Raw genomic sequence first — 23,499 nt, 5'->3', positions numbered from 1 at the left:
AATTATAAAGAGTTTGGATCAGTTATGTATCCAGAGATTGCACTAGCAGCTGCAACTGCACTATTTGCAAGATAAATTTTTGAACTTCTACTTCCCATTCTTCCAACAAAGTTTCTATTTGTAGTTGAGATACAAACTTCATTATCTCCTAAAATCCCCATATATCCTCCTAAACACGCTCCACAAGTTGGATTTGATACAACTGCACCTGCATCAACTAAAATATCAATATATCCTAATTTTGTTGCATCTCTTAAAATCTGTTGTGTCCCAGGAGTTATGATAAGTCTTACATGTCTTGCAACTTTTTTACCATCTAAAATCTTAGCTGCAACTTCAAAATCACTTAATCTTCCATTTGTACATGAACCTATAAATACTTGATCAACTCTAATCTCATCTTCAACTGCTTGAGAAACAGAATGCCCATTTGATGGTAAAAATGGATATGCTATTACTGGTTCTAATTTCTCTACATCTATTTCAATAGTTTGACAGTAGTTTGCATCTTCATCGCTATAATGTATTTTTGGCTCATCTCTTAAAGATTCTTTACTGTCCAAGAACTCTTTTGTAACCTCATCATATGCAACAATACCATTTTTAGCTCCAGCTTCAATAGCCATATTACATAAAGAAAATCTATCATCCATACTTAAATAAGGGATTGTTGTTCCAGTAAATTCTAAAGTTTTATAAAGTGCTCCATCAACACCTAAAATTCTAATAATTTCTAAAATTAAATCTTTTCCAGTTACATATTTACTTGGCTTACCATTAAATACTATTTTAATTGACTCTGGCACTTTAAACCAATTTCCACCTGTAATCATTCCAAAAGAGATATCAGTACTTCCCATACCTGTACTAAATGCACCTAAAGCTCCATGTGTACATGTATGTGAATCTGCACCAATAATAACATCTCCAGGTAAGACTAAACCTTTTTCTGGTAAAAGTGCATGTTCAATTCCCATGTCTTTTTCATCAAAAAAGTTTTTTAAATCATGTTTCATTGCAAAATCTCTTGAAATTTTTGCTTGGTTTGCACTTGCTATATCTTTTGCTGGAATAAAGTGATCAAGCACAATAGCAAAACCATCTGGGTTAGCAAGTTTTTCTTTTCCACTTTCTTCAAATGCTTTAATAGAAATGGGTGTGGTAATATCATTCCCAATTACCATATCTATATTACATCTAATGATTTCTCCTGCATATACTTCTCTTCCAATATGCTCACTAAATATTTTTTCTGTTATAGTTTGTTTCATTTATTCCTACTTAATATATAATTTGTCAAAAATTATATCTAAAAAAAAGTTAACCTTACAAAAAGCCTATGCTTCTTCTTTATTTTTGCCCCAAATTTGTTTATATATAATAATTCCCACAGCAAGATTAATAATCATATCTGCAAGATTAAATATTGCAAACTCAAAACCACAATGCCAATATATATAATCAACAACTGCTTCATATGTAAACCTATCTAAAATATTAGATAATCCTCCTGCAAATAAAAGAGAAATTGGCAAAGCATACTCTTTTAATACATCTTTATTAAAATATAAATATATAACTCCTGCAAATACTAAGGCTAATTGAATATATTTTAAATACTCTTTTAAAAAAGAGAACATAGAAAATGCCACACCATAATTATAAGCTAACTGAAAAGATAAACAGCTTCCTTCATAACCCCAGTTATTGTAAACAAAAGCATATTTAATTGCTTGATCAATTATAAAAATAGTTAAAAATATTAAAAAAAGTAATACTGTTTTATTCATAGTCTATTTTTAAAAAACTCTGTTAATTTTTCCATATATTCATCTACTAATTTTTTATCTTTACCTTCAAGTAAAACTCTTAACTTTTTTTCTGTTCCTGAGTATCTAATTAGATCTCTCATTCCTAAGCTTTTAATCTCTTCTTGAAGCTCTTTTAAGCCTTCAATCTTATTTAATGGCTTTTTTTGACTAACAATAATATTTTTTAATACTTGTGGATATAATTCAAAAGGATTTAATATCTCACTGGCTGTTTTTTTACTTTTCACCATCATGGCAAGAACTTGTAAGGCACTTGCTAATCCATCTCCTGTTTTTGCAACATCTGAAAAAATTATATGTCCACTTTGTTCACCACCAAAGTTTAAAGAACAATTTTTCATTCCTTCTAAAACATACTTATCCCCAACATCACTTCTTTGAAGTTCTATATTATGTTCATTTAAATAATCTTCTAATGCTTGATTACTCATAACTGTTGCAACACAAGCATTTTTTGATAATAAGTTTTGACTACTTAAATATGTACATAATGCACCAATTAGTTTATCACCTGATATAACTTCACCTTTTTCATCAACTACTACTAACCTATCAGCATCACCATCAAGTGCAATTCCTATATCAGCCCTAGTTTCTAATACTATTTTTCCAACATTTTTAGGGTGAAGTGCTCCACAATCATCATTGATATTGTATCCATTAGGGGCGTTGTTAATAATTACTACTTCTGCACCTAACTCTTCAAGAATTGTTGGCCCAACTTTATAAGCAGCCCCATTTGCACAATCTAAAACTATTCTAATACCTTGTAAAGTTAAATCTTTTGGAAAAGAACTCTTAATTGAAACAATATATCTTCCAATAACATCATCAATTCTTTTTGAAGCCCCAATTTCTTTTCCTGTTTTTTGTTGAGAACTTAAGTATTCTTCATTTGCAAAAATATTTTCGATTTCTGTTTCACACTTTGAACTTAATTTATTTCCATGATTATCAAAAAATTTAATTCCATTATCATCATAAGGATTATGAGAAGCACTAATCATAATTCCCGCATCACATCTCATACTTTCTGTTAAATATGCAATTGCAGGAGTAGGCATAGGGCCTATTTGAATAACATCATACCCAATTGCTGTTAATCCTGAAACAAGGGCATTTTCTATCATATAACCACTTCTTCTAGTATCCTTTCCCACTAAAATTTTATTTGTAGTAGAATGCTTTCTAAAATGTATCCCAGCTGCCATTGCAAGTTTCATTGTAGTTATTGCATCTAAAAACTCACCAGCTTTTCCTCTTACTCCATCAGTTCCAAATAGTTTCATTAAATCTTCCTAAATTTAAACTTAATTTAAAGTTATTTTAGGTAACATTCTACCCTTAAATTTTTTACAAAGAGGTTAAAATAAAATGGCAAATCATAAATCTGCTGAAAAAAGAGCTAGACAAACTAAAGTTAGAACAGAAAGAAATAGATTCTACAAAACTAGAGTTAAAAATATAACTAAAGATGTACTATCTGCTGTTGAAGTAAGTGATAAAGAAAAAGCTACTGAAGCAATGAAGACTGCGAATAAATATATTCACCATTGTGTAAGTAAAGGTGTATTAAAAAAAGGTAATGCTGCAAGAAAAGTTAGTAGATTACAAACTAAAGTAAATGCTATATAATCTAAAGGTTATATAGTAAATATAATTATGCTAAAAGAAAAACTGCAACATTTTATAAATAAATATGAAGAGATTAACGAAATGTTGATCTCACCAGAAGTTACATCTGACATAAAAAAGATGACAGAACTTTCAAAAGAACAATCATCTATTGAACCAATTGTTACTAGAGCAAAAGAATATATTCAAGTTCTTGAAGGTATAGAAGAAAGTAAAGTACTTTTAGAAGACAAAGAACTAGGTGAACTTGCAAAAGAAGAATTAAAAGAATTAGATTCAACTAAACATAATTTAGAAGAAGAGATTAAAATTCTTATGATGCCAAAAGATCCAAATGATGACAAAAATATATATTTAGAGCTAAGAGCTGGAACAGGTGGAGATGAAGCTGCTATTTTTGTAAGTGACCTATTTAGAGGTTATTTAAGATATGCAGAGAACAATGGTTGGAAAGTCGAAATAATGAACTCAAGTGAGAATGAGGCTGGTGGCTATAAAGAATTGGTACTTTTAGTAAAAGGTGACCATGCATATAGTAAGCTAAAGTTTGAAGGTGGAACACACAGAGTTCAAAGAGTTCCAGCAACTGAATCACAAGGAAGAGTTCACACATCAGCAATTACTGTTGCAGTTATGCCAGAAGTTGATGATGTAGAAATAGAAATAAATCCAAACGATTTAAAAATTGATGTAATGAGAGCAAGTGGTAATGGAGGACAATCTGTAAATACAACAGATAGTGCAGTAAGAATTACTCACCTTCCAAGTGGACTTGTAGTAACAAACCAAGACCAAAAATCACAACATAAAAATAGAGAAAAAGCCATGAAAGTTCTTAAAGCAAGACTTTATGATTTACAAATGAAAGAAAAAATGGCTCAAGAAGGTGCAGATAGAAAAGCCCAGGTTGGAACTGGAGATAGAAGTGGAAGAATTAGAACATATAATTATCCACAAAATAGAGTTTCAGACCATAGAATTAACCTTACTCTTTATAGACTTGAATACATAATGAATGATGGATTATTTGATGAAATAATTGATCCATTAATTGCAGATTATCAATCAAAACTCATGGAAACAAGTGACGTATAAATAGTCACTTCTTTTCATCTTCTTCTTACTTAACAAATAGTAACCAAAATGTAACCAACGAAGTGTACAATTTCTCTATCAAACATCAATGGAGAATAAAACATGACATTAAAAAAAACAACATTAGCAATTCTTGCAAGTGCTGCTTTAACTGTAAGTTTAAGCGCTAGAGATCAAATTAAAATGGTTGGTTCATCAACTGTTTATCCTTTTGCCTCTGCTGTAGCAGAAGAACTAGGAGCAACAACTAAATACCCTACTCCTGTTGTAGAATCAACTGGTTCAGGTGGTGGTATGAAACTATTTTGTGCAGGAAATGATTTAAATACACCTGATATTACAAATGCTTCAAGAAGAATGAAAACTAAAGAGTTTAAATTATGTGAAAAAAATGGTGTTACTAAAATCACAGAAGTAGTAATAGGTTTTGATGGAATTGCATTTGCTGAATCAAAAGATAATAAACCATTTTCAGTAACTACTAAACAATTAGCATTAGCAGTTGCAGCAGAAGTTCCAGGAAAAAATGGAAAATTAATTGATAATCCTTATAAAAAATGGTCTGAGATTGACTCATCACTACCAAATAGAGAAATCATAATTTATGGTCCTCCAAAATCATCAGGAACTAGAGATGCATTTGAAGATATGATTTTAAAAGCTACATTCAAAAAAATGCCAGAATATACATCTTTATATAAAAAAGATAAAGAAAAATATAAAGCTTATAAAAAATACCATAAAGTAAGACAAGATGGTGTATATGTTCCATCAGGTGAAAATGATAACTTAATTGTTCAAAAATTAGTTAAAAATAAAAATGCATTTGGTATTTTTGGATATTCATTCTTAGTTGAAAATGAAGATAAATTGATTGGTTCTAAAATTAATGGAGTAATGCCAACTCCAGATGCAATCTCTTCAGGTAAATACCCAGTATCAAGATCACTATTTTTCTATATTAAAAATTCACATGAAAAAGATGTTCCTGCTATGAAAGAGTATGTAAATATGTTCACAGATGATATGATGATTGGTGAAAATGGAATTTTAACTGAAATTGGTCTTATTCCTTTACCAAAAGCACAAAGAGAAACTATTAAAACAAGAGTTTCTAAAAGACAAAATCTTACATTAGAAGATTTAAAACATTAAATATTAAAGAGGAACTCTCCTCTTTAATTTATATAAACTAGCTATAAATATAGGTCTTTATCTATTTTGGCAAATAAATAACAAAGATCTATATATATAACTAAAAAGGTCTTCTTATGTCGACTGCAAAAAAACCAAGTGAAGATTTCAGTATAATTGTTGATAAGTTAGATTATGCATTTCAACCAATAGTAAATACAAGAACTGGAAAAACTTTTGCTGTTGAAGCTTTAATAAGAGGATATCAAAATCTTGGATATAAATCTATTTTAGATCTATTTGATAGTTTCTTTGATAAAAAAATACTCTATAAAATTGATTTAATTCTTAGAAAAAAAGCTATTGAAAAATTTAGTCATATAAAAATAGAAGATTTAAAACTTTTTTATAATTTAGATAATAGGCTTTTGTATATGCCTGATTATGAAAAAGGAAATACAAATAAAATCTTAAATGAACTAAATATTAAAGAGAATTCTATTTGTTTTGAAATTACAGAAAATGGCTCAATGCAAAATAAAATTATGATTAATAAAATATTAACTAATTATAAAAATGAAGGTTTCAATATTGCAATTGATGATTTTGGTACTGGTATTTCAGGGCTTGAACTTTTATATTTGAGTGAAGCAGACTATATTAAACTTGATAGATTTTTTATAAAAGATATAAATAAAGATTCAAGAAAAAAACTATTTTGTTCTTCAATTGTAGATATGGCACATGTTATGGGTATAGTAGTAATAGCTGAGGGTATAGAAACAATTGCAGAATATTATACTTGTAAAGAGATTAATATTGATTATATTCAAGGTTTTTTAATTTTAAAACCAAGTCTAAATATATTAGATATACAAGACACCTATGAAGATATTCCATATCTTTTTAAAAATGACAGAAGAAACAATAAAAGTAATTTAATTGATAAAGATTATATTGAGTTTATTGAACCACTTAGTATCAATTCAAGTTTGCATGATTTGTTTTTATATTTTAAAGAGTTTCCAAATAATACTTTTGTTCCAATTATTGATGAATATAAAACACTTATGGGAGTGGTTTATGAAGTTGATATCAAAAAACTATCATATTCACAATATGGCTTATCACTTGCACAAAATGTATCTTTTAAATCAAGATTGAGTTCATATATAAAACCATCATTATCTATTGAAGTATCTTGGGGAATAGATAAAACATTAGAAATGTTTAATTTAAGAGGCAATAAATCAAAAGGTATCTTTGTAACAAAAAATAGTAAATATATTGGATTTATTAATGTAAATAATCTTTTGTCTTTATCCTTTAAAAGAAATATTGAAATTGCACAAAATCAAAATCCTCTTACAAAACTTCCTGGTAATAATCAAATTGATAAGTTTATAAAAGAGAGTTTCCAAAGTGATGATATAACACATATAGTCTACTTTGACTTTAATGATTTTAAGCCTTTTAATGACTATTATGGATTTAGACAAGGAGATAGAGCAATACTGATATTTTCTGAATTATTACAAAAAAACTTATCTAAAAATAGTTTTATTGCGCATATTGGAGGGGATGATTTTTTTGTAGGATTTAAAAACAAAAAATTTGAGAAAGTATATAAAAAAACAAAGCAAATACAACAAGAGTTTAAACAATGTGTTAGTAGTTTATATAATGAAGAAGATAAAGAAAATGGATTCATAAGAACTAAAGATAGATTTGCAGTAATGAGAAAATTTAAACTTTTAAGTGTATGTTCTGCCATAATAGAAATTACAAAATATTCAAACTCTTCAAATCTTGATAAAGTACTAGGAAAAATAAAAAAAGATTCCAAGCTTACAAACACTCCACTTGGTAGTTGTATTCTAATGTAACCTATTTGTAACCAATTTTCTATAGAATTTTTTAAATTTTAGAAATAAAGGTAAATGTATTGACACCCTTTGAAACAAGAAATAAATCCACAGAGATAAAAGAAAAAGTAATTAAGGCATTATTAATTACTGCTTCAATTATCTCTATTTTAACAACATTTGGAATTCTATTTTCAATTCTTTTTGAAGCTATAGAATTTTTCAAATTAAGAAGTTTTTGGTACTTTATTACAGGTACAGAATGGTCACCAGGAATTGCAAACAGTAAATTTGGTGCAGTGCCTATTTTTACAGGTACTTTTGTAATTACAATTATAGCAATGGCAGTTGCAATACCAGTTGGACTGGGAAGTGCTGTTTATCTAAGTGAATATGCATCAGGAAAAGTAAGAAATACTTTAAAACCACTTTTAGAGATTTTAGCAGGTATTCCTACTGTTGTTTATGGTTTCTTTGCTGCAATTACAGTAGCTCCATTTGTTGTAAAAGCAGCTGCTTCATTAGGTTTTGAAGCCTCGTTTAACTCAGCACTTGCATCTGGTATCGTAATGGGGATTATGATAATTCCTGTAATTGCATCATTAAGTGATGATGTAATTAGAGCTGTTCCAGACTCACAAAGAAAAGCTTCTTTGGGATTAGGTTTGACGCAAGGAGAAACAATAAAAAATATTGTTTTACCCTCTGCAATGCCAGGTATAATTTCAGCTTCATTGCTAGGTCTTTCAAAAGCTTTAGGTGAAACTATGATTGTTGTTATGGCAGCAGGTTTAAGACCAAATTTATCAATCAATCCTTTAGAAGATATGACAACAGTAACAGTTAGAATTGTTGATGCACTTGTAGGAGATCAAGCTTTTAACTCTCCTGCTACTCTTTCAGCATTTGCATTAGGACTTGTTTTGTTTATTGTGACATTAGTATTAAATATTATTTCACTAATGTTAATTAGAAAATTTAAAGAAAAATATAAAGTGAATACATTATGATAATTAAAAGAAAAAAGAATAAAAAAGAAGAAAATCCATTTTATGACCCAAGTTTAAAAAACAGGCATAAAAGTTCAAGAAGATTCAAGCTTTTTACTCTTGGCTCACTTGTTTTTTCTATTGCATTTTTAGCATTTTTCTTAACAGATATAGTTACAAAAGGTTCACCTGCTTTTAAACAAGCATATTTACTTGTTGATGTAACATATAATGAAACATCAATAAAAAACTATAGAAAATCAATTGATAGAAAATATACAGGTGTTGTTTCAAGAGCATGGATTAGAGAAGTTCCAAATATGATTGAAAAAGATCCAAGTTTAATGGGTAAAACAATCTCTACATGGGTTTTAGCAGATGATCAAGTTGATCAATATTTAAAGGGTCATTATTATAAGTTAAAAAGAAAAGATAGAATTATAGTTGATGATTTAAAAGCTGAAAACAAAGCACAACTACAATTTAATAAACTCTTTTTTGAAAATGGAGATTCTAAAACACCTGAATATGCAGGTTTTAAATCAGCAATTATTGGTTCAGTGTTAACACTTCTTATTACAATGCTTGTTGCTTTTCCTATTGGAGTTATGACAGCAATTTATCTTGAAGAGTTTGCAGAAGATAATAAGTTTACACAAATAATAGAAGTAAATATAAATAATCTTGCAGCCATTCCATCAATACTATTTGGTCTTTTGGGTCTTGCAATATTTATAAGCTTATTTGGGCTTCCTAGAAGTTCACCTTTAGTTGGTGGTCTAACTTTAGCACTTATGACATTACCTATTATAATTGTAAGTGCAAGGGCTGCATTAAGAAGTGTTCCTGATTCTATTAGACAAGCAGGTTATGGACTTGGTCTTACAAAAATTCAAGTAACAAGAGACCATGTTTTACCTTTAGCTTTTCCTGGAATTATGACAGGTTCAATTATTGGACTTGCACAAGCTATGGGAGAAACAGCTCCACTTATTATTGTTGGTATGATTGCATTTATTCCCGATGCTCCATCTTCTGTTACACAAGCTGCAACTGTTATGCCAGCTCAAATATTTACATGGGCAGGAATGCCAGAAAGAATGTATATAGAAAAAACAGCAGCTGGTATTATTGTTTTATTAAGTGTTTTAATTTCACTAAATACACTTGCAATATATTTAAGAAAAAAATTCGAAGTTAAATGGTAGGAAATATTAAAATGAATAAAGAAAATAAAAAGAATGAAATAAAAGTCAATGTTAAAGCTTTAAATCTATGGTATGGAGATAATCATGCTTTACACAATATTGACGTAGATATTTATAAAAATAAAATAACAGCTTTAATTGGACCATCTGGATGTGGAAAATCTACATTTTTAAGATGTTTAAACAGAATGAATGATTTAATTCCAATTGTAAAAAGTGATGGTGAAGTGATAATTGATAAAAAAAATATTTATGATAAAGATGTGGATGAAGTAAGTGTTAGAAAAAAAATTGGAATGGTTTTTCAACAACCAAATCCATTTCCAAAATCTATTTATGAAAATGTAGCTTATGCACCACTTAAGCATGGAATTGTAAAAAAAGGAAAAGAGTGTGATGAGTTAGTTGAGTCATCTTTAAAAAAGTCTGGTTTATGGGAAGAAGTTAAAGACAAATTAGGTGAACCAGGAACATCACTTTCAGGAGGTCAACAACAAAGACTTTGTATAGCAAGAACAATTGCTGTAAAACCAGAAGTTATTTTAATGGATGAGCCAACATCTGCACTTGATCCAATTTCAACAGAAAAGATAGAAGCTTTAATGTTAGAGCTAAAACAAGATTATACAATTATAACTGTTACTCATAATATGCAACAAGCAGCAAGAGTTGCTGATTATACTGCATTTTTTCACTTAGGTAAACTAATTGAGTATGATGAAACAGAAACAATATTTGTAAATCCAAATAATAAAAAAACAGAAGATTATATTACAGGAAGGTTTGGATAATGTTAAAAACTTATGAGGAAAAAATCAAAACAATAAAAAATGAAATAAGGCAGATTGGCGAAATTGTATTAAAAGCTAATAAAACTTCATTAAAAGCATTAAAAGATAATGACATAAATTTATTAAAAGATATTGATTTATCTTTAAAAAAATTAGTTTCAAAATCAAATGAAATTGACAATTTAATAGTTACAACACTTGCTTTATATTCACCAGAAGCAAAAGATTTAAGACATATGGTTTCTTATTTAAAGATTACAAATGAATTAGTAAGAGCGGGTACTAATTCAAAAATATTTATAAAGACTTTTAGAAAATCATTTTCAGATGAACTTGATGAAACTACTATTTTAGAATATGCAATTCCCTTACAAAAAGCTGCAGCTAGTGCACTTGAAATAACATTAAGTATGCTTGATGAAACAAATGAAAAGCTTATAGAAGAGAGTTTTAATAAAGTATTAGTTGAAGAGAGTAAAACAGATGACTTATATGCGATGGTTGAAAAAAACATTCTAAAACTTATTTCAAAAAACCAAGAACTTTCTAGAGATTACTTTAACTTACTAAGTAGTTTAAGAAAACTAGAAAAATGTGCTGATAGAGCTACAAGTATTGCAAATTTAATTGTATTTGCATACATAGGTGGAGAATTAGAACAATAATATATGAAAAAAGCCATTCAAAAAATTAGAAATTATTTTGAGAATAACTATGAATTTCTTGCAGCAACTATTATTTTTATAATAATTCTTGCTGTAAAATTAGACTTTCAAAGAACAATTGTTTTAATGTTAGAATTTATCGTAATAATGGAAGTTATGAAAATGATTTCTGACTTTATAAAAAAAGCAAAACTAAGGCTTAGATTTGTAATCGATATATTTATAATTTTCTTAATAAGAGATGTTATCATATACACATCACATGCAGAAAAAGATTATTTTACTATACTATTTCTACTATTTGTGATTTTGGTTTTCTTTATATTTAGAATACTTGCTATAAAATACTCTCCAAGTAAAAAAGATATTTTAACAAAAGAAGAAATAGATGAAAAATAAATTAATATTAATTGTTGAAGATGAAGAAGATATTTTAGAGTTACTTGAATATACCTTACAAAAAGAAGGATATGAAACAATTGGATGTTTGAGTATTAATAAAGTAATTGATAAAATTTTGGATGAAGAAAATGTTGATTTAATTTTAATGGATAGAAATCTTCCAGGTATTGATGGTGCTACATTTATTTCAAAAATAAGATCAAAAGGTTATGTAAACCCTGTAATTTATGTTACAGCAAAAGACAAAGATGAAGATATTTTAGAAGGTTTTGAATCATATGCAGATGACTATATTACAAAACCATTTAATCTAAAAGAGTTATGTGCAAGAGTAAAAGCTGTATTAAAAAGAACATCTAAAGATATAGAGGTTTTAAAAGTCAAAGATATTGTATATAAAGCAAATAATAAAAGATTTTATATTAATAATGAAGCTATTGATTTAACACATTTAGAACATGACTTGCTACTAGAATTTGTAAAAAATAAAGATATTTTAATGTCAAGGGAACACTTATTAAATACTGTATGGGAAGATTCAATTGAAAAAAAACTAAAAACAGTAAATGTTGCAGTTAAAAGATTAAAAGCAAAAATAGACCCAAAGGGTGAAAAAGAGTATATAAAATCTATTAGAGGTGAGGGATATATCTTTTGTTAAAAATTCATCAACTTTTTTTAAGAACTTTTATTATTATATTTTTTCTTATATTTTTAAGTATTAGTTTCACTACTTATTTTTGGTCAAAAAATATTTATATGGAACAAATAGAAAAAAATCTTTCTCAAAATATTGATTCAATATCACTTGTATTAAATAATATTAAAGATATAGAAAAAATAGTAAACAAATTTAAAAATAAAACAAACCTTAGAATTACAATAATTGATGAAAAAGGTAATGTTATTACAGAAAGTGATAAAGATAAGAAATCAATGGACAATCACTTAAAAAGAGATGAAATCATTCATGCTAGATATGATGATTATGGGAAAAGCATAAGATTTTCAGATTCAATAAATAAAGAGCTTTTGTATGTGGCAAAAAAAATAAAATTAAATGATGCTATTTATTACATAAGACTTGCTGATTATACAGATAAAATTCAAGAAAACTTTTTTAAATTATCTTTTCATGTCATAGCAATAATTACGCTATTTTTGATTTTGGCATTTTTTGCTACTTATTTTATTAGTATTAAAATAAAAAATGAAACAGATGCTATTTTGAAATATTTAATTGATTTAAGTGATGGAAGACCAAACTATCAAATAAGTTCAAACTATACACAAGAGTTCAATAAAATAGCAAGATTTTTAAACAAAGTTTCTTCTAAACTTTCTAAAAAAGAGAAACAAAAGTCAAAACAAACAGCAAAACTAAAACTTGCAAATAGACAAAAAGATGAAATAATTTCTGCAATATCCCATGAATTCAAGAATCCTATTGCTATTATTTCTGGATATAGTGAAACTTTACTAACTGATTTGGATTTACCTGAAAATATGAGAAAAAAATTTCTTCATAAAATTCAAACAAATGGTAATAAAATGTCACAAATAATCGATAAACTAAGATTATCATTAAAACTTGAAGAGGGTAAACAACAAATTACAACACAAAGCTGTTCAATAAAAAAACTTTGTGATTTTGCAGTATCAGATTTAAAAGATAAATATAAAGATCATGAGATTACAATAGAAGGGGAAGATGTAATTTTAAAGCTTGATGAAACTTTAATGGAAATGGCAATATCAAATTTAGTGGAGAATGCTTTAAAATATTCAGAAAATGATGTAATTATTAAAATCACACCCTCTTCAATAAGCATTATAGATAAAGGCATTGGAATAGATGAGAAAGAACTAGATTTAATTAATAGAAAATTTTATAGAGTATCAAAGAATGGATGGAATAACTCTTTGGGTCTTGGGCTTTTTATCGTTCAATCTATCTTATCACTACACAATTTTAAACTCGAAATAAAGAGTAAACTTCATCAAGGTTCTGAATTTATAATAAAATATTAAAAATTACTTAATTTAAGTATTTTTTAAGTTTTATTAGACTATTATTTCACCTCATTAATCAAATCGGAGAAATAAATGAAATTTACTCAAATGGCAAAAGCTAACGAAATCGAGAGAGATTGGGTAGTAGTAGATGCAACTAATAAAGTATTTGGTAGAATTATTACTGAAGTTGCTACTATCTTAAGAGGTAAGCATAAACCATCTTACACTCCTCATGTAGATTGCGGAGATTACGTTATTATTATTAACGCTTCAAAAGCAAAATTTTCTGGAAATAAACTAGAAAGCAAAAATTATTATACTCACTCAGGATATTTTGGAAGTACAAAAACTCACAAAATGTCAGATATGTTTGAAAAAAACCCTGAGAAGTTATATAAATTAGCTACTAGAGGTATGTTACCAAAAACAAAACTTGGTAAAGATATGTTAAAAAAATTAAAAGTATATGCAGGTTCTGAGCACCCTCATACTGCGCAAATTAAAGGATAAGACTAATGGCAAAAGTTTACGCAACAGGAAGAAGAAAATCAGCTGTAGCTAAAGTATGGCTAGAGAATGGTAATGGTCAACTTACAATCAACGGTCAATCTTTAGATGAGTGGTTAGGTGGTCTTGAATCAATTAAAAAAAGAGTTACACAACCATTAGAAGTATCAAAACAAGAAACTTCTGTAAATATCGTAGTTAAAACACTAGGTGGTGGATATTCTGCACAAGCAGATGCAGTAAGACACGGTATTTCAAGAGCTTTAGTTGCTTATGATGAGCAATTTAGAGCAATTTTAAAACCATATGGTTTATTAACAAGAGATGCAAGAAGCGTTGAGAGAAAAAAATACGGAAGAAAAAAAGCAAGAAAATCAGTACAGTTCTCAAAAAGATAATCTACTATTTTTACAAGTTTTTTACAAAGGGGAAACAACATATGTTGTTTCCCCTTTTTTTATTTAAATTTTTTTAACAAATAATATTTTAATATAATTTATTAAAAAAAAGTTAAAAACTATTAGTCAATAGGTATAAATAAATCAGTTGTAGTAGTACCAAATAATAAGTCTTTATATGAATTATGATGAAATTGAAAAGATGGTTTTAAAGATATCTGATAATTTTTATCATGATAGAAAGTATCAAATACAATATTAAAAAAATTATCAAACTCATCTAAAGTACCAGAGAATGAAAATTTTGCATACTTACCACCTCTTATAATTTTTACTGGTAAGTCTGATATATGTGAATGTTTGTTTTTTTCATATAAAATACAAGCTTCATATCTCAAGTTTGTTTTGTCTAAAGTAATTGAAGGTTCATTGTAACATATGGAGATATATTGAAGATTATTTTGAGATAATTGTTCAAATTTGTTTTCAACCTCCATCCAAGAAGCTTTTTCAGAATAATTATAATCTCCACATACTCTTACAAAAAAAACTTTTAGATCATCAATATTTACAACTTCAAATGATGGAGTATCAAATTTTTTATTTAATCTAAATTGATCTTTATACTCTTTTGGAGAACAGTTATATATACTTTTAAATGCTCTAGTAAGTGAAATATTGTTGTTGAAGCCAGTTCTAATTGCAGAATCTGTTATATTGTTATATTGATATTTTAACATTAATGCGGTTTTTTCTACTCTTAATCTTTTTATATATTGATGAACACTTTCACCTACATAATCTTTAAATAGCCTTTGAAAATGAAATGGTGAATAACCTGCCAAAGAAGCCAACTTCTCAATAGATAAATTATGATCTAAATTACATTCAATTTCATCTAATACTTTCTCAATATATAAATTATAACTAGATAAGTTAAGTGATTTCATATTTTCTTTTATCCCTTTAATATATTATTTTACTAAAAATTCAAAATATAGCATTTTTTGTATAGTAATGAACAAAATTTAGCATTTTTTGTATAGTAATTAATAAAATTAAAATATATAATTACTTTATTAATTAATTATTATTTAAGTTTAAAGCTTGAATAAGCTATATATAAGGATTTTTACTACTTTGCATTATAGCATTCTTTTATATAGTAATAGATAAAAGTTAATATTTTCAATAATAATCGGAATATTGTTAAAATATTATACTATATATATAATTAATTAATATTTAAGTTTAAAACAAAAGAGGAGGTAATTTATGGAATTCCTAGAATTATGTTTATTACTATACGTATCGTACTTGGTTTATAAAAAACCAGAGAAAGAAAAGTTGGCTTTTAATTTATTGGCCTTTACCGCAATATTAGTAGCCTTTGTATTTTATGCAATTGATATTCAATACAATGTATTACCTGCATTTAACTTATAGGAGATCATTATGAAAAAAAATATAAATTTATATGTATTGATGTCTTTTGCAGTTTTAGGTGTTATGGCAGGTCCAGTAGCTGTTGCTAACATGATTTTTGGTTACATCTTAGGAGATGCACCTTGTACAAGTTGTTGGGCACTTAGAATTAATATGATTGTTGTAGCAGCAGGAGCTTTATTTATAATAAGATATGGTTTAAAAATGAAATATTTAGCTCTTATTATAATGGTTTCTGCCTTTGGTATTTGGAATGCTTTTTGGCATTTAGGATGGTATGCACAAATGGATATAGGACAAGGGCAAGCATTACCAATATTTAATATTCATACACAAATTTGGGCTGGAATAGTTTTTTGGGCTGTTTTAATTGTACTTGGATTAATTTTAGCATTTGCTAATTTGAAAACAGATCAAGAAGTTTTAGCAAAATTAAACTATAGAAATTTAACAAAAATAAATAAATTTGCATTTGTTACTTTTATGGTTGTAACAGCTTCAAATGCATTGCAAGCTTTTGTAGCAGCAGGTCCACCTCCTTTTACTGCACCTGATTCTCCAGCTAGATTTACTTTTAATCCTAAATATAACAGTTGGGATAGTTTACTTCCAAATGCATTCTCTGCTCCAACATGGAGAGGTCCTTTTGGTGTAGATACTCCTGATTTACCAGCAAAAAAAGCAGAATACATGGAGTTTGACCATAACATAAATAACTCTCCTTTACATATAACAAATAAACTTAACTTGGTATCAGAAAAAAATATCAATCTTGATTTAGATTCACCTATTAGTGGTATTAGATTTGATAAAAAAACTAATCAATTTGCCATTGCAACTCAAGATTGGGGAATGTATCTTACAAATAAAGATTTAAATAATACTAATGCACATTTAATTTTAGATAGTTTTTATTTTCCATTTATGACAAACTTTGCAGATATTGATTTTATGGATAATCAAAGTATAAAAATTATGGGAACAAATAAAACTTACGCAATTGTAAAATATGACCCAATTAATGCTGATGAAGTAAATGGATTTGCACACTTTAAAGAAGGTGCAGATAAATTTGTTGCTATTGAGAAAAATTCGTTTAGAACAGTACGAGCTAATACTAATTATGTAAATAGCTTCGTAAGTTTAGGAAAATATAGTTATACAATTAGTGTTCCTAGTAATTTAAAAAAGAATTTTGTTGTTATAAAACAATCAAATATTGATGGAGTTTTATCTGGTGAATACACGCCAACTTTAGCTTCAAATATAGAAACAAGAAATAACAAAGGACTTGGTGATTATTACATTACTGGACTGGCAAAGAAAAATGGTATGTTATATGCACTAAGTAAAAACTATAACACAATTTTACAAATTAATCCAAAAACTGAAGAAATTGTAAAAACATACTCATACCCAAGTAAGATAACAAATGCAAGAGCTATTGATTTTGTTGATGGAGATATTAACATAGTTAGTTATCAAGACGGTAAAAATAAACTTTATGTACTTAAATAAAAAAATACTTCTTCTTAAGTGAAGAAGTATTTAATTTCATTAAAAAAGAAGGAGAAATATTATGGGAGCCTCAAATATCAATAGTGATAGAAGAACTTTTATAAAAGGGACTACTGCATGTTTAGTTAGTGTACCATTATTTGGGATGTCATATACATCTACAAAATATGATAAAGTAGAGTATAAACCTACTCAAACAAATGGTGCATCTGAATATCATTTTGTAACTTGTCCAAGAAACTGTAGAGATGCATGTTCTTTAGTTGCAGAAGTACAAAATGGTGTAATGATTGACATCCAAGGTAACAAAGCACATCCTGTTACAAAAGGTCATCCTTGTGTAAAAGGTAATACTTACAGAGAGTATTTATATCAGCCAAATAGAATACTATATCCTATGAAAAGAGTAGGAAAAAGAAAAGAAGGTAAATGGGAAAGAATTTCTTGGGATGAAGCCTTTGAATTAGCAGGGAAAAAATTAACTGATATTAAAAATAGATATGGTGGAGAAGCTATTGGAGAAATGGTTTATTCTGGTAATGAAGGTCATATCTCAAAAACAATAGGTCCAGGTAATTTACTTGAAAAAATTGGAGCAACTAGATTAGTTAGAAATCCATGTGACTGGCCAAGATATCAAGGAACTCCAAGTGTTATTGGTACACCATATTCAAAAGATATGCTTGAAACTGTTGATTCAGATTTATATGTTACATGGGGTTCAAATGAAGCTTACACAGCTGTGCACTGGGCTAGATTTGGACAAGATGTAAGAAGAAAAAATGGTGGTAAACTAGTTACAATTAATTCTGTTAGAACACCAATGGCAAATAATTCAGATATGTTTATACAATTAAAACCTTCAACAGACCCTTTCTTTTGTTTAGGTGTATGTAAAGTACTTATTGAAGAAAATTTATACAATAAAGAGTTTGTATCTAAATATGCAATGGGTTTTGAAGAATTAGTAAAAGAAACTAAAGAATATACATTAGAAGAACTAGCAAAAGCATGTGAAATTACATCTAAAGAAATAGTAGAGTTTGCAAGAATCTACGCCGCAGCAAAAAGACCTGCTATTGCTCATGGTGATGGTGGACAAAGACATTTTAATGGAGCTAGACTTGTTAGAGCAGTTACTTTCTTACCTGTTTTAGTAGGAGCATTAAACAAAAAAGGTGCAGGACTATTTTGGGCATATACAAACTTAAACCCATGTTATGATTTTAGTAAAGTTATGCCTGACTTATCTCCAAAAGATGAAAATGGAAAAACTATTAAAAGACAAACTGCGAACTATGTGCAATTTGGTAGAGCATTAAGACTTGACAATCCAACAAGTTTAGATACAGAATCTCAAGTTTATAAAGAAGTGACTCTTCCTACTCCTTTAAGAGCAGTTATACATTATAACACTAGTATGATTACTACTGCACCAAACTCTGATTTAATTAAAAAAAGATTAATGGAAGATGATGATTTTTATCTAATTGTATTAGATCCTTTTCATACAGATACAGTTGATTATGCAGATTTAGTATTACCAGCAGGAACTTTTTTAGAATCTGAAGATGTACAAAATGATCAAATTTCTGGATTTGTTTGCTATAACGCAGCAGCAGCTAAACTAGTTGGTGAAAGTAAAATTAATTTAGAAATATTTAATGGAATTGCAAAAGCTATGGGATATAAAGAAGAGTGTTTTAATATTAACGATCCAAAAGTAGTTATAAAAAATATGCTAGATACTCCTTTTAGTAAAAGTCAAGGAATAACTTATGAAAGACTAGTAAAAGAAGGTCAAGTTAAACCTATAAGAACCGTTGAATCAATGAAAGAACATTTTCCTTATTATCCATATTGTAAAACAACAGATCTTAAATTTAAAACACCATCTGGAAAAGCAGAACTTTACTCTAAATATTTTAAAGATTCAGGGTTTCATCCAGTTATTGATCTTGAAACAGACTGGGATTATTATGAAGCACATAAAGAGTTTGGGAAAAACTATCTAAAAAAATACCCATTATATTTTATGACTCCAGGAACACAATTACAAAACAATTCTAACTGGGGAACAAATAAATATATTTTACCAAGAGTGTTATTTGATGGTTATCCAGAACCATTTATGCATAAAAAAGATGCCCAAGAAAGAGGTATAAAAGAAGGAACAGTAGTTTCAGGAGTAAATGAAAAAGGTAAAGCATTTTTTAGAGTTAGAATTACAACTGATATGAATCCAGGTGTTACTTATGCTTGGAATAACATATGGTGTAGAACAACAAAGACAGATACAGGAGCTAATATTTTATGTAGTGATGGTATTAGTGACCTAGGACAAGGTTCAACATATACTGCCTCATTCATTGAAGTTGCAAAAGTATAAAGGAGTATAAAATGAAAAAGTTAAGAAAAAGTTTTCTATTTGATCAAGATTTTTGTATAGGATGTAAAGCATGTGAAGTTGCATGTCAAACTTACCATAAGCAAGAGCCAGAAATAAATTGGAGAAAAGTTGATGAATATGAAGTAGTTCAAAATGGAAATATTAAGAGTCTATTTTTAACACATTCATGTAATCATTGTGAAAATCCAATTTGTGCTGAAGTTTGTCCTACAGAAGCTTATACAGTTAGAGAAGATGGTATAGTAGAATTAAATAGAGACAAATGTATTGGCTGTGGTTATTGTGCTCAAAGTTGTGAATATAATGCTATTACTTTATTAGGTCAAGAAAATAAAGCACAAAAATGTAATATGTGTAGTGAGAGAGTAGATAGAGGAGAACAACCTGCTTGTGTTAGAGCTTGTCCAATGGGTGTTCTAAGTATTATTGAAACAGATTTAGCAGATAGAGCAAGCATGGAAAAAGAAGTTATTGGATTTAAAGCAAATTCTTATGTACCATCAACACGATTTTATCCAAAATTTGTAACAGGTATGAAAAGAAAAGAATTTACAATAAAAATTTAACTTAATAGATTGGAGAAAGATTATGAAAACAGTAAAAGCGTATCATCCATTAATAATGACAACTCACAAGTTCATATTAATACAGACAATTACTTTAATAATAACAGGATTACCATTTTTTTCTAAAACATTTAGCTTTTTAGCCTATTATGTAGGTTATCCAGCAAGTGTAGTATTAAAAAACAATGAACCATTGGTAACAGGATTAATGATTTTTAGAACATTACATTGGTTAAGTGGATTTTTATTAGCAGTAACATCATTGATTTTTGCAATAGTAATGTTAAGAAGATTAAAAGAATTAAGTATATGGCCTGAAAAATGGGGTATATCAGCAATTAAAGATGGTATTAAACAAATGAAATTACATTATGTTGAGAATAAACCAGCAAAATTTGGAAAATATAACATAGGTCAAAAAGCAGCAGCTTGGGCTATGTACTTTTTTGTTACAGTATTAATAGTTACAGGATTCATCTTAGTTTACAAAAGTATATATGCAGGTGCATTAGAGTTAAGAACTGCTGAACTTGTATCTACTATTCACTCATTTAGTTTTGTAATGTTAGGATTTATATTAATAACACATATTCTATTTGCATTATTACCATCAAATCTACCTGCATTTAAAGCAATGTTTCAAACAGGTGAAATGAGTATTGATCATATTAAGAAACACCATATTTATTGGTACGAAAGATTAAAAAAACAGAATATAATAAAAGAAGAGAACAAAGAAGAAAAATAAGGATTCAAAATGGAAAAGATAGTTAAAGATTGCGAAGAATTGTCAAAAGCCTATGATTTATTAAGAATACTTTTCTTTAATCAATGGACAAGTGAAAATGTAACTTCCTTTAAAATAAAATCAAATGATCTAAACATGGATCTAAAAAATAGTAACTTTATTCAATTGATTGAAAAGTTAAATAATAATATGGTAAATGAAGCAAGATGGGACTACAATAGACTATTTATAGGACCTGAAAAACCTTTAGCTATGCCTTTTGAATCTTCTTACAGATTAGATGAAAATCTACTTATGGGAAAATTCACTTACCAAGTAAGAGATTATTATTCTGAAGTAGGAATTGAAGTTCAAGACTTAAATCACTTTCCCGATGATTTTGTAGGATTTGAATTTCAATATCTTTACTATTTATCATTATTAATAGTTGAGTCATATAAAATTGATAATATAGATGAAGTAAATAAATTTCTTAAAATAAGAAAAGAGTTCTTTAATAAGCATCCCAAAGCTTGGATTAATAACTTCAGTGAAGATATAATAATTAATTCAAAACAAACAATTTTGAAAGAATTCGGTATATTTATAAAAGAGATTATGAAAAAAGAAGAAAACTTTCTAAAAAATGTAGCATAAATAAACATAAAAAAATACAATCCAACTAGTTTAAAAAAGCTTGTTTTTATTAAAAGTTTATAAGGAAGCAAATTACTTGCTTCCTTTTTTTATGCACTTTTTTAAGAAAAAACACTACAATACATTATGAAAAAAATAATTCTTTTAATTCTATTTAGTTTTAATTTTTTATTTGCAAGTACATTAAATCTTTCTATTAGCTCAAGTCCTAGTAGATTAAATCCCATATTATCAAATGATAGCGCAAGCAGTCAAATTAGTCAGTGGCTTTTTAATGGATTATTAAAATATGATAAGCATGGAAATATTGTATCTGATATTGCAAAAAAATTCTATTTTCAAACTGATACAAAACTAATAATAGAACTAAAACAAGGTGTTCTTTGGCATGATGGAGTTGAAGTTACTGCAAAAGATGCTTTATTTACATATGAAACTATTAAGAATCCTAAGGTTTATACTTCAATTGCTTCAAACTATAAAAAAGTTAAAAGTGTAGAAGTTTTAGATAAATATAAACTACAAATAGAGTATAAAGAACCTTACTTTAAAGCTTTAGAAATTTGGTTAATTGGTCTTTTACCTTATCACCTTTTAAAAGATGAAAAAGATTTAATGACAAGTAAATTTAATAAAAATCCTATTGGAACAGGACCTTATAAACTAAATTCATTAAAAAACTCTTCAGATATTGTCTTAAATGCAAATGAAAAATACTTTGAAGGAAAACCTAAAATTGATAAAATACATTATAAATTTTATCCTGATACAACAACATCATTTTTAATGTTAAAACAACAAAAACTAGATGTTTCTTCTTTAACTCCTATTCAAATTGACAGACAAGTTAACAAAGAATTTTATAAAAATTATCAAATAATTGAAGAGCCTGCCTTTTCATATACATATATGGCATTTAATCTAAAAAATAAAAAATTTCAAGATATAAAAGTTAGAAAAGCACTCTCTTTAGCAATAAATAGACAAGAGATGGTTGATATTTTATTCTTTGGTCATGGTAAAGTTTGTAACGGTCCATTTTTACCTGGAACTTTTGCTTATGATGAGTCTATTAAACCTATAAAACAAGATATAAAAAAAGCAAAAGAGTTATTAAAAGAAGCAGGTTATGACAAAAATAATCCATTGGAGTTTGAATTAACAACAAATACAGGAAATGATATAAGAATAAATGCAGCTCAAATTTTACAACATCAACTAAAAAAAGTAGGAGTAAAAGTTAAGATTAGAGTATTAGAATGGCAGGCTTTTTTAAATACAGTTGTTCACCCAAGAAAATTTGAAACACTTCTTCTTGCTTGGTCACTGCCTTTGATGCCAGATGCATATCCTATCTGGCATAGCAATTCACAAGAAATAGGAAGATTTAATTTTACAAGTTATAAGAATAAAGAGCTTGATGAGTTAATAGAAAAAGGCGCTAAAACTATAAATAAAAAAGAACTTTCTAAGATATACAAAAAAATATTTAGACAAATAACCAATGATTTGCCTTATTTATTTTTATTTATACCAAACTCAATTACTGTTGTTAACAAAGATATTAAAAATATTGAACCAACATTTTTAGGTATAATGCACAATCAAATACATTGGGAAAAAATAAATAAGGAATAA

At 27.6% G+C, this 23,499-nt stretch carries 24 protein-coding genes; 20 read left to right on the top strand and 4 right to left on the bottom strand.

The genetic code is table 11. The features are described from left to right. Positions 1-2: 2 nt before the first annotated feature. From leuC to glmM, 3 genes are all read right to left on the bottom strand, one after another. A complete protein-coding gene (gene leuC / locus AMRN_RS01165; RefSeq protein WP_099311162.1) occupies positions 3-1,271 on the bottom strand; it encodes a 3-isopropylmalate dehydratase large subunit in 1,269 nt (422 codons plus the stop codon). A gap of 66 nt (positions 1,272-1,337) precedes the next feature. Beyond that, complete coding sequence (lspA, locus tag AMRN_RS01160; protein ID WP_099311161.1) at positions 1,338-1,790, bottom strand: signal peptidase II; 453 nt, start codon at positions 1,788-1,790, stop codon at positions 1,338-1,340. Further along, positions 1,787-3,121: a phosphoglucosamine mutase gene (gene glmM, locus AMRN_RS01155; protein ID WP_099311160.1), complete on the bottom strand. Its 1,335-nt coding sequence runs from the start codon at positions 3,119-3,121 to the stop codon at positions 1,787-1,789. The genes lspA and glmM overlap by 4 nt, the downstream gene beginning before the upstream one ends. Before the next feature lie 85 nt (positions 3,122-3,206). On the opposite strand from glmM, the gene rpsT reads away from it, so the two are divergent. The 13 genes from rpsT to rpsI all read left to right on the top strand — a co-directional run bounded on the left by rpsT (position 3,207) and on the right by rpsI (position 14,537). Continuing rightward, positions 3,207-3,467 carry a 30S ribosomal protein S20 gene (rpsT, locus tag AMRN_RS01150; RefSeq protein ID WP_099311159.1) on the top strand — a complete coding sequence of 87 codons (261 nt, stop codon included), beginning with the start codon at positions 3,207-3,209 and terminating at the stop codon, positions 3,465-3,467. A 27-nt stretch (positions 3,468-3,494) separates the two neighbouring features. Next, positions 3,495-4,562, top strand: coding sequence for a peptide chain release factor 1 (gene prfA, locus AMRN_RS01145; protein WP_099311158.1), 1,068 nt, complete (start codon positions 3,495-3,497; stop codon positions 4,560-4,562). A gap of 102 nt (positions 4,563-4,664) precedes the next feature. Further along, on the top strand, positions 4,665-5,717 hold the full coding sequence (locus AMRN_RS01140) for a PstS family phosphate ABC transporter substrate-binding protein (RefSeq protein ID WP_099311157.1): 1,053 nt from the start codon (positions 4,665-4,667) through the stop codon (positions 5,715-5,717). Positions 5,718-5,833: 116 nt separating this feature from the next. Next, positions 5,834-7,582, top strand: coding sequence for a GGDEF domain-containing protein (locus tag AMRN_RS01135; protein ID WP_099311156.1), 1,749 nt, complete (start codon positions 5,834-5,836; stop codon positions 7,580-7,582). A gap of 59 nt (positions 7,583-7,641) precedes the next feature. Continuing rightward, the gene (pstC, locus tag AMRN_RS01130; protein WP_099311155.1) at positions 7,642-8,571 is read left to right on the top strand and encodes a phosphate ABC transporter permease subunit PstC; all 930 of its coding nucleotides are present in this window, start codon (positions 7,642-7,644) and stop codon (positions 8,569-8,571) included. Beyond that, positions 8,568-9,758 (top strand): phosphate ABC transporter permease PstA, encoded by a 1,191-nt coding sequence (gene pstA / locus AMRN_RS01125; RefSeq protein WP_165772840.1) that lies wholly within the window; start codon positions 8,568-8,570, stop codon positions 9,756-9,758. Before pstC ends, pstA begins: the two co-directional genes overlap by 4 nt. A gap of 11 nt (positions 9,759-9,769) precedes the next feature. Continuing rightward, the gene (gene pstB / locus AMRN_RS01120) at positions 9,770-10,549 is read left to right on the top strand and encodes a phosphate ABC transporter ATP-binding protein PstB (protein WP_099311154.1); all 780 of its coding nucleotides are present in this window, start codon (positions 9,770-9,772) and stop codon (positions 10,547-10,549) included. Beyond that, positions 10,549-11,214: a phosphate signaling complex PhoU family protein gene (locus AMRN_RS01115; RefSeq protein WP_099311153.1), complete on the top strand. Its 666-nt coding sequence runs from the start codon at positions 10,549-10,551 to the stop codon at positions 11,212-11,214. Before pstB ends, AMRN_RS01115 begins: the two co-directional genes overlap by 1 nt. 3 nt (positions 11,215-11,217) lie before the next feature. Continuing rightward, entirely contained in the window at positions 11,218-11,613 is a 396-nt protein-coding gene (locus tag AMRN_RS01110; protein ID WP_099311152.1) for a phosphate-starvation-inducible PsiE family protein, read from the top strand. Continuing rightward, the gene (locus tag AMRN_RS01105) at positions 11,603-12,277 is read left to right on the top strand and encodes a response regulator transcription factor (RefSeq protein ID WP_099311151.1); all 675 of its coding nucleotides are present in this window, start codon (positions 11,603-11,605) and stop codon (positions 12,275-12,277) included. The genes AMRN_RS01110 and AMRN_RS01105 overlap by 11 nt, the downstream gene beginning before the upstream one ends. Positions 12,278-12,375: 98 nt before the next feature. Continuing rightward, the gene (locus AMRN_RS01100) at positions 12,376-13,647 is read left to right on the top strand and encodes a sensor histidine kinase (protein ID WP_228150826.1); all 1,272 of its coding nucleotides are present in this window, start codon (positions 12,376-12,378) and stop codon (positions 13,645-13,647) included. Positions 13,648-13,722: 75 nt separating this feature from the next. Further along, complete coding sequence (gene rplM / locus AMRN_RS01095) at positions 13,723-14,142, top strand: 50S ribosomal protein L13 (RefSeq protein ID WP_099311149.1); 420 nt, start codon at positions 13,723-13,725, stop codon at positions 14,140-14,142. A 5-nt stretch (positions 14,143-14,147) separates the two neighbouring features. Further along, positions 14,148-14,537 (top strand): 30S ribosomal protein S9, encoded by a 390-nt coding sequence (gene rpsI / locus AMRN_RS01090; protein WP_079578769.1) that lies wholly within the window; start codon positions 14,148-14,150, stop codon positions 14,535-14,537. A gap of 122 nt (positions 14,538-14,659) precedes the next feature. Here rpsI and AMRN_RS01085 read toward each other — a convergent pair whose 3' ends face one another. Next, entirely contained in the window at positions 14,660-15,487 is an 828-nt protein-coding gene (locus tag AMRN_RS01085; RefSeq protein ID WP_099311148.1) for an AraC family transcriptional regulator, read from the bottom strand. 325 nt (positions 15,488-15,812) lie between these two features. On the opposite strand from AMRN_RS01085, the gene AMRN_RS14140 reads away from it, so the two are divergent. The 7 genes from AMRN_RS14140 (at position 15,813) to AMRN_RS01055 (ending at position 23,499) form a co-directional block, all read left to right on the top strand. After that, a complete protein-coding gene (locus AMRN_RS14140; RefSeq protein ID WP_191282149.1) occupies positions 15,813-15,983 on the top strand; it encodes a hypothetical protein in 171 nt (56 codons plus the stop codon). 9 nt (positions 15,984-15,992) lie between these two features. Next, the gene (locus AMRN_RS01080) at positions 15,993-17,501 is read left to right on the top strand and encodes a disulfide bond formation protein B (RefSeq protein WP_099311147.1); all 1,509 of its coding nucleotides are present in this window, start codon (positions 15,993-15,995) and stop codon (positions 17,499-17,501) included. Positions 17,502-17,562: 61 nt separating this feature from the next. Continuing rightward, the gene (locus AMRN_RS01075) at positions 17,563-19,890 is read left to right on the top strand and encodes a molybdopterin-containing oxidoreductase family protein (protein ID WP_099311146.1); all 2,328 of its coding nucleotides are present in this window, start codon (positions 17,563-17,565) and stop codon (positions 19,888-19,890) included. An 11-nt stretch (positions 19,891-19,901) separates the two neighbouring features. Then, positions 19,902-20,477, top strand: a complete 576-nt coding sequence (locus AMRN_RS01070) for a 4Fe-4S dicluster domain-containing protein (protein ID WP_099311145.1) — start codon at positions 19,902-19,904, stop codon at positions 20,475-20,477. Between the two features lie 22 nt (positions 20,478-20,499). Then, positions 20,500-21,225, top strand: a complete 726-nt coding sequence (locus AMRN_RS01065; RefSeq protein WP_099311144.1) for a cytochrome b/b6 domain-containing protein — start codon at positions 20,500-20,502, stop codon at positions 21,223-21,225. Between the two features lie 9 nt (positions 21,226-21,234). Beyond that, on the top strand, positions 21,235-21,861 hold the full coding sequence (locus AMRN_RS01060; RefSeq protein WP_099311143.1) for a TorD/DmsD family molecular chaperone: 627 nt from the start codon (positions 21,235-21,237) through the stop codon (positions 21,859-21,861). 126 nt (positions 21,862-21,987) lie between these two features. After that, entirely contained in the window at positions 21,988-23,499 is a 1,512-nt protein-coding gene (locus AMRN_RS01055; protein WP_099311142.1) for a peptide-binding protein, read from the top strand.

Source organism: Malaciobacter marinus (assembly GCF_003544855.1).
Classification (GTDB): Bacteria; Campylobacterota; Campylobacteria; order Campylobacterales; family Arcobacteraceae; genus Malaciobacter; species Malaciobacter marinus.
Note: the sequence above shows the minus strand (reverse complement) of the source record. Positions and strands in the feature narration are given on the sequence as shown.

Excerpts from the sequence above, each read along its gene's own strand:
- AMRN_RS01075 (WP_099311146.1), top strand. The coding sequence starts at position 17,563 with ATGGGAGCCTCAAATATCAATAGTGATAGAAGAACTTTTATAAAAGGG.
- AMRN_RS01110 (WP_099311152.1), top strand. The coding sequence starts at position 11,218 with ATGAAAAAAGCCATTCAAAAAATTAGAAATTATTTTGAGAATAACTAT.
- AMRN_RS01135 (WP_099311156.1), top strand. The coding sequence starts at position 5,834 with ATGTCGACTGCAAAAAAACCAAGTGAAGATTTCAGTATAATTGTTGAT.
- AMRN_RS01060 (WP_099311143.1), top strand. The coding sequence starts at position 21,235 with ATGGAAAAGATAGTTAAAGATTGCGAAGAATTGTCAAAAGCCTATGAT.
- AMRN_RS01115 (WP_099311153.1), top strand. The coding sequence starts at position 10,549 with ATGTTAAAAACTTATGAGGAAAAAATCAAAACAATAAAAAATGAAATA.
- lspA (WP_099311161.1), bottom strand. The coding sequence starts at position 1,790 with ATGAATAAAACAGTATTACTTTTTTTAATATTTTTAACTATTTTTATA.
- AMRN_RS01105 (WP_099311151.1), top strand. The coding sequence starts at position 11,603 with ATGAAAAATAAATTAATATTAATTGTTGAAGATGAAGAAGATATTTTA.
- pstB (WP_099311154.1), top strand. The coding sequence starts at position 9,770 with ATGAATAAAGAAAATAAAAAGAATGAAATAAAAGTCAATGTTAAAGCT.
- AMRN_RS01055 (WP_099311142.1), top strand. The coding sequence starts at position 21,988 with ATGAAAAAAATAATTCTTTTAATTCTATTTAGTTTTAATTTTTTATTT.
- rpsI (WP_079578769.1), top strand. The coding sequence starts at position 14,148 with ATGGCAAAAGTTTACGCAACAGGAAGAAGAAAATCAGCTGTAGCTAAA.
- AMRN_RS01100 (WP_228150826.1), top strand. The coding sequence starts at position 12,376 with ATGGAACAAATAGAAAAAAATCTTTCTCAAAATATTGATTCAATATCA.
- AMRN_RS01065 (WP_099311144.1), top strand. The coding sequence starts at position 20,500 with ATGAAAACAGTAAAAGCGTATCATCCATTAATAATGACAACTCACAAG.
- pstA (WP_165772840.1), top strand. The coding sequence starts at position 8,568 with ATGATAATTAAAAGAAAAAAGAATAAAAAAGAAGAAAATCCATTTTAT.
- leuC (WP_099311162.1), bottom strand. The coding sequence starts at position 1,271 with ATGAAACAAACTATAACAGAAAAAATATTTAGTGAGCATATTGGAAGA.
- AMRN_RS01080 (WP_099311147.1), top strand. The coding sequence starts at position 15,993 with ATGAAAAAAAATATAAATTTATATGTATTGATGTCTTTTGCAGTTTTA.
- AMRN_RS01070 (WP_099311145.1), top strand. The coding sequence starts at position 19,902 with ATGAAAAAGTTAAGAAAAAGTTTTCTATTTGATCAAGATTTTTGTATA.
- AMRN_RS01085 (WP_099311148.1), bottom strand. The coding sequence starts at position 15,487 with ATGAAATCACTTAACTTATCTAGTTATAATTTATATATTGAGAAAGTA.
- AMRN_RS01140 (WP_099311157.1), top strand. The coding sequence starts at position 4,665 with ATGACATTAAAAAAAACAACATTAGCAATTCTTGCAAGTGCTGCTTTA.
- prfA (WP_099311158.1), top strand. The coding sequence starts at position 3,495 with ATGCTAAAAGAAAAACTGCAACATTTTATAAATAAATATGAAGAGATT.
- glmM (WP_099311160.1), bottom strand. The coding sequence starts at position 3,121 with ATGAAACTATTTGGAACTGATGGAGTAAGAGGAAAAGCTGGTGAGTTT.
- AMRN_RS14140 (WP_191282149.1), top strand. The coding sequence starts at position 15,813 with ATGGAATTCCTAGAATTATGTTTATTACTATACGTATCGTACTTGGTT.
- rplM (WP_099311149.1), top strand. The coding sequence starts at position 13,723 with ATGAAATTTACTCAAATGGCAAAAGCTAACGAAATCGAGAGAGATTGG.
- rpsT (WP_099311159.1), top strand. The coding sequence starts at position 3,207 with ATGGCAAATCATAAATCTGCTGAAAAAAGAGCTAGACAAACTAAAGTT.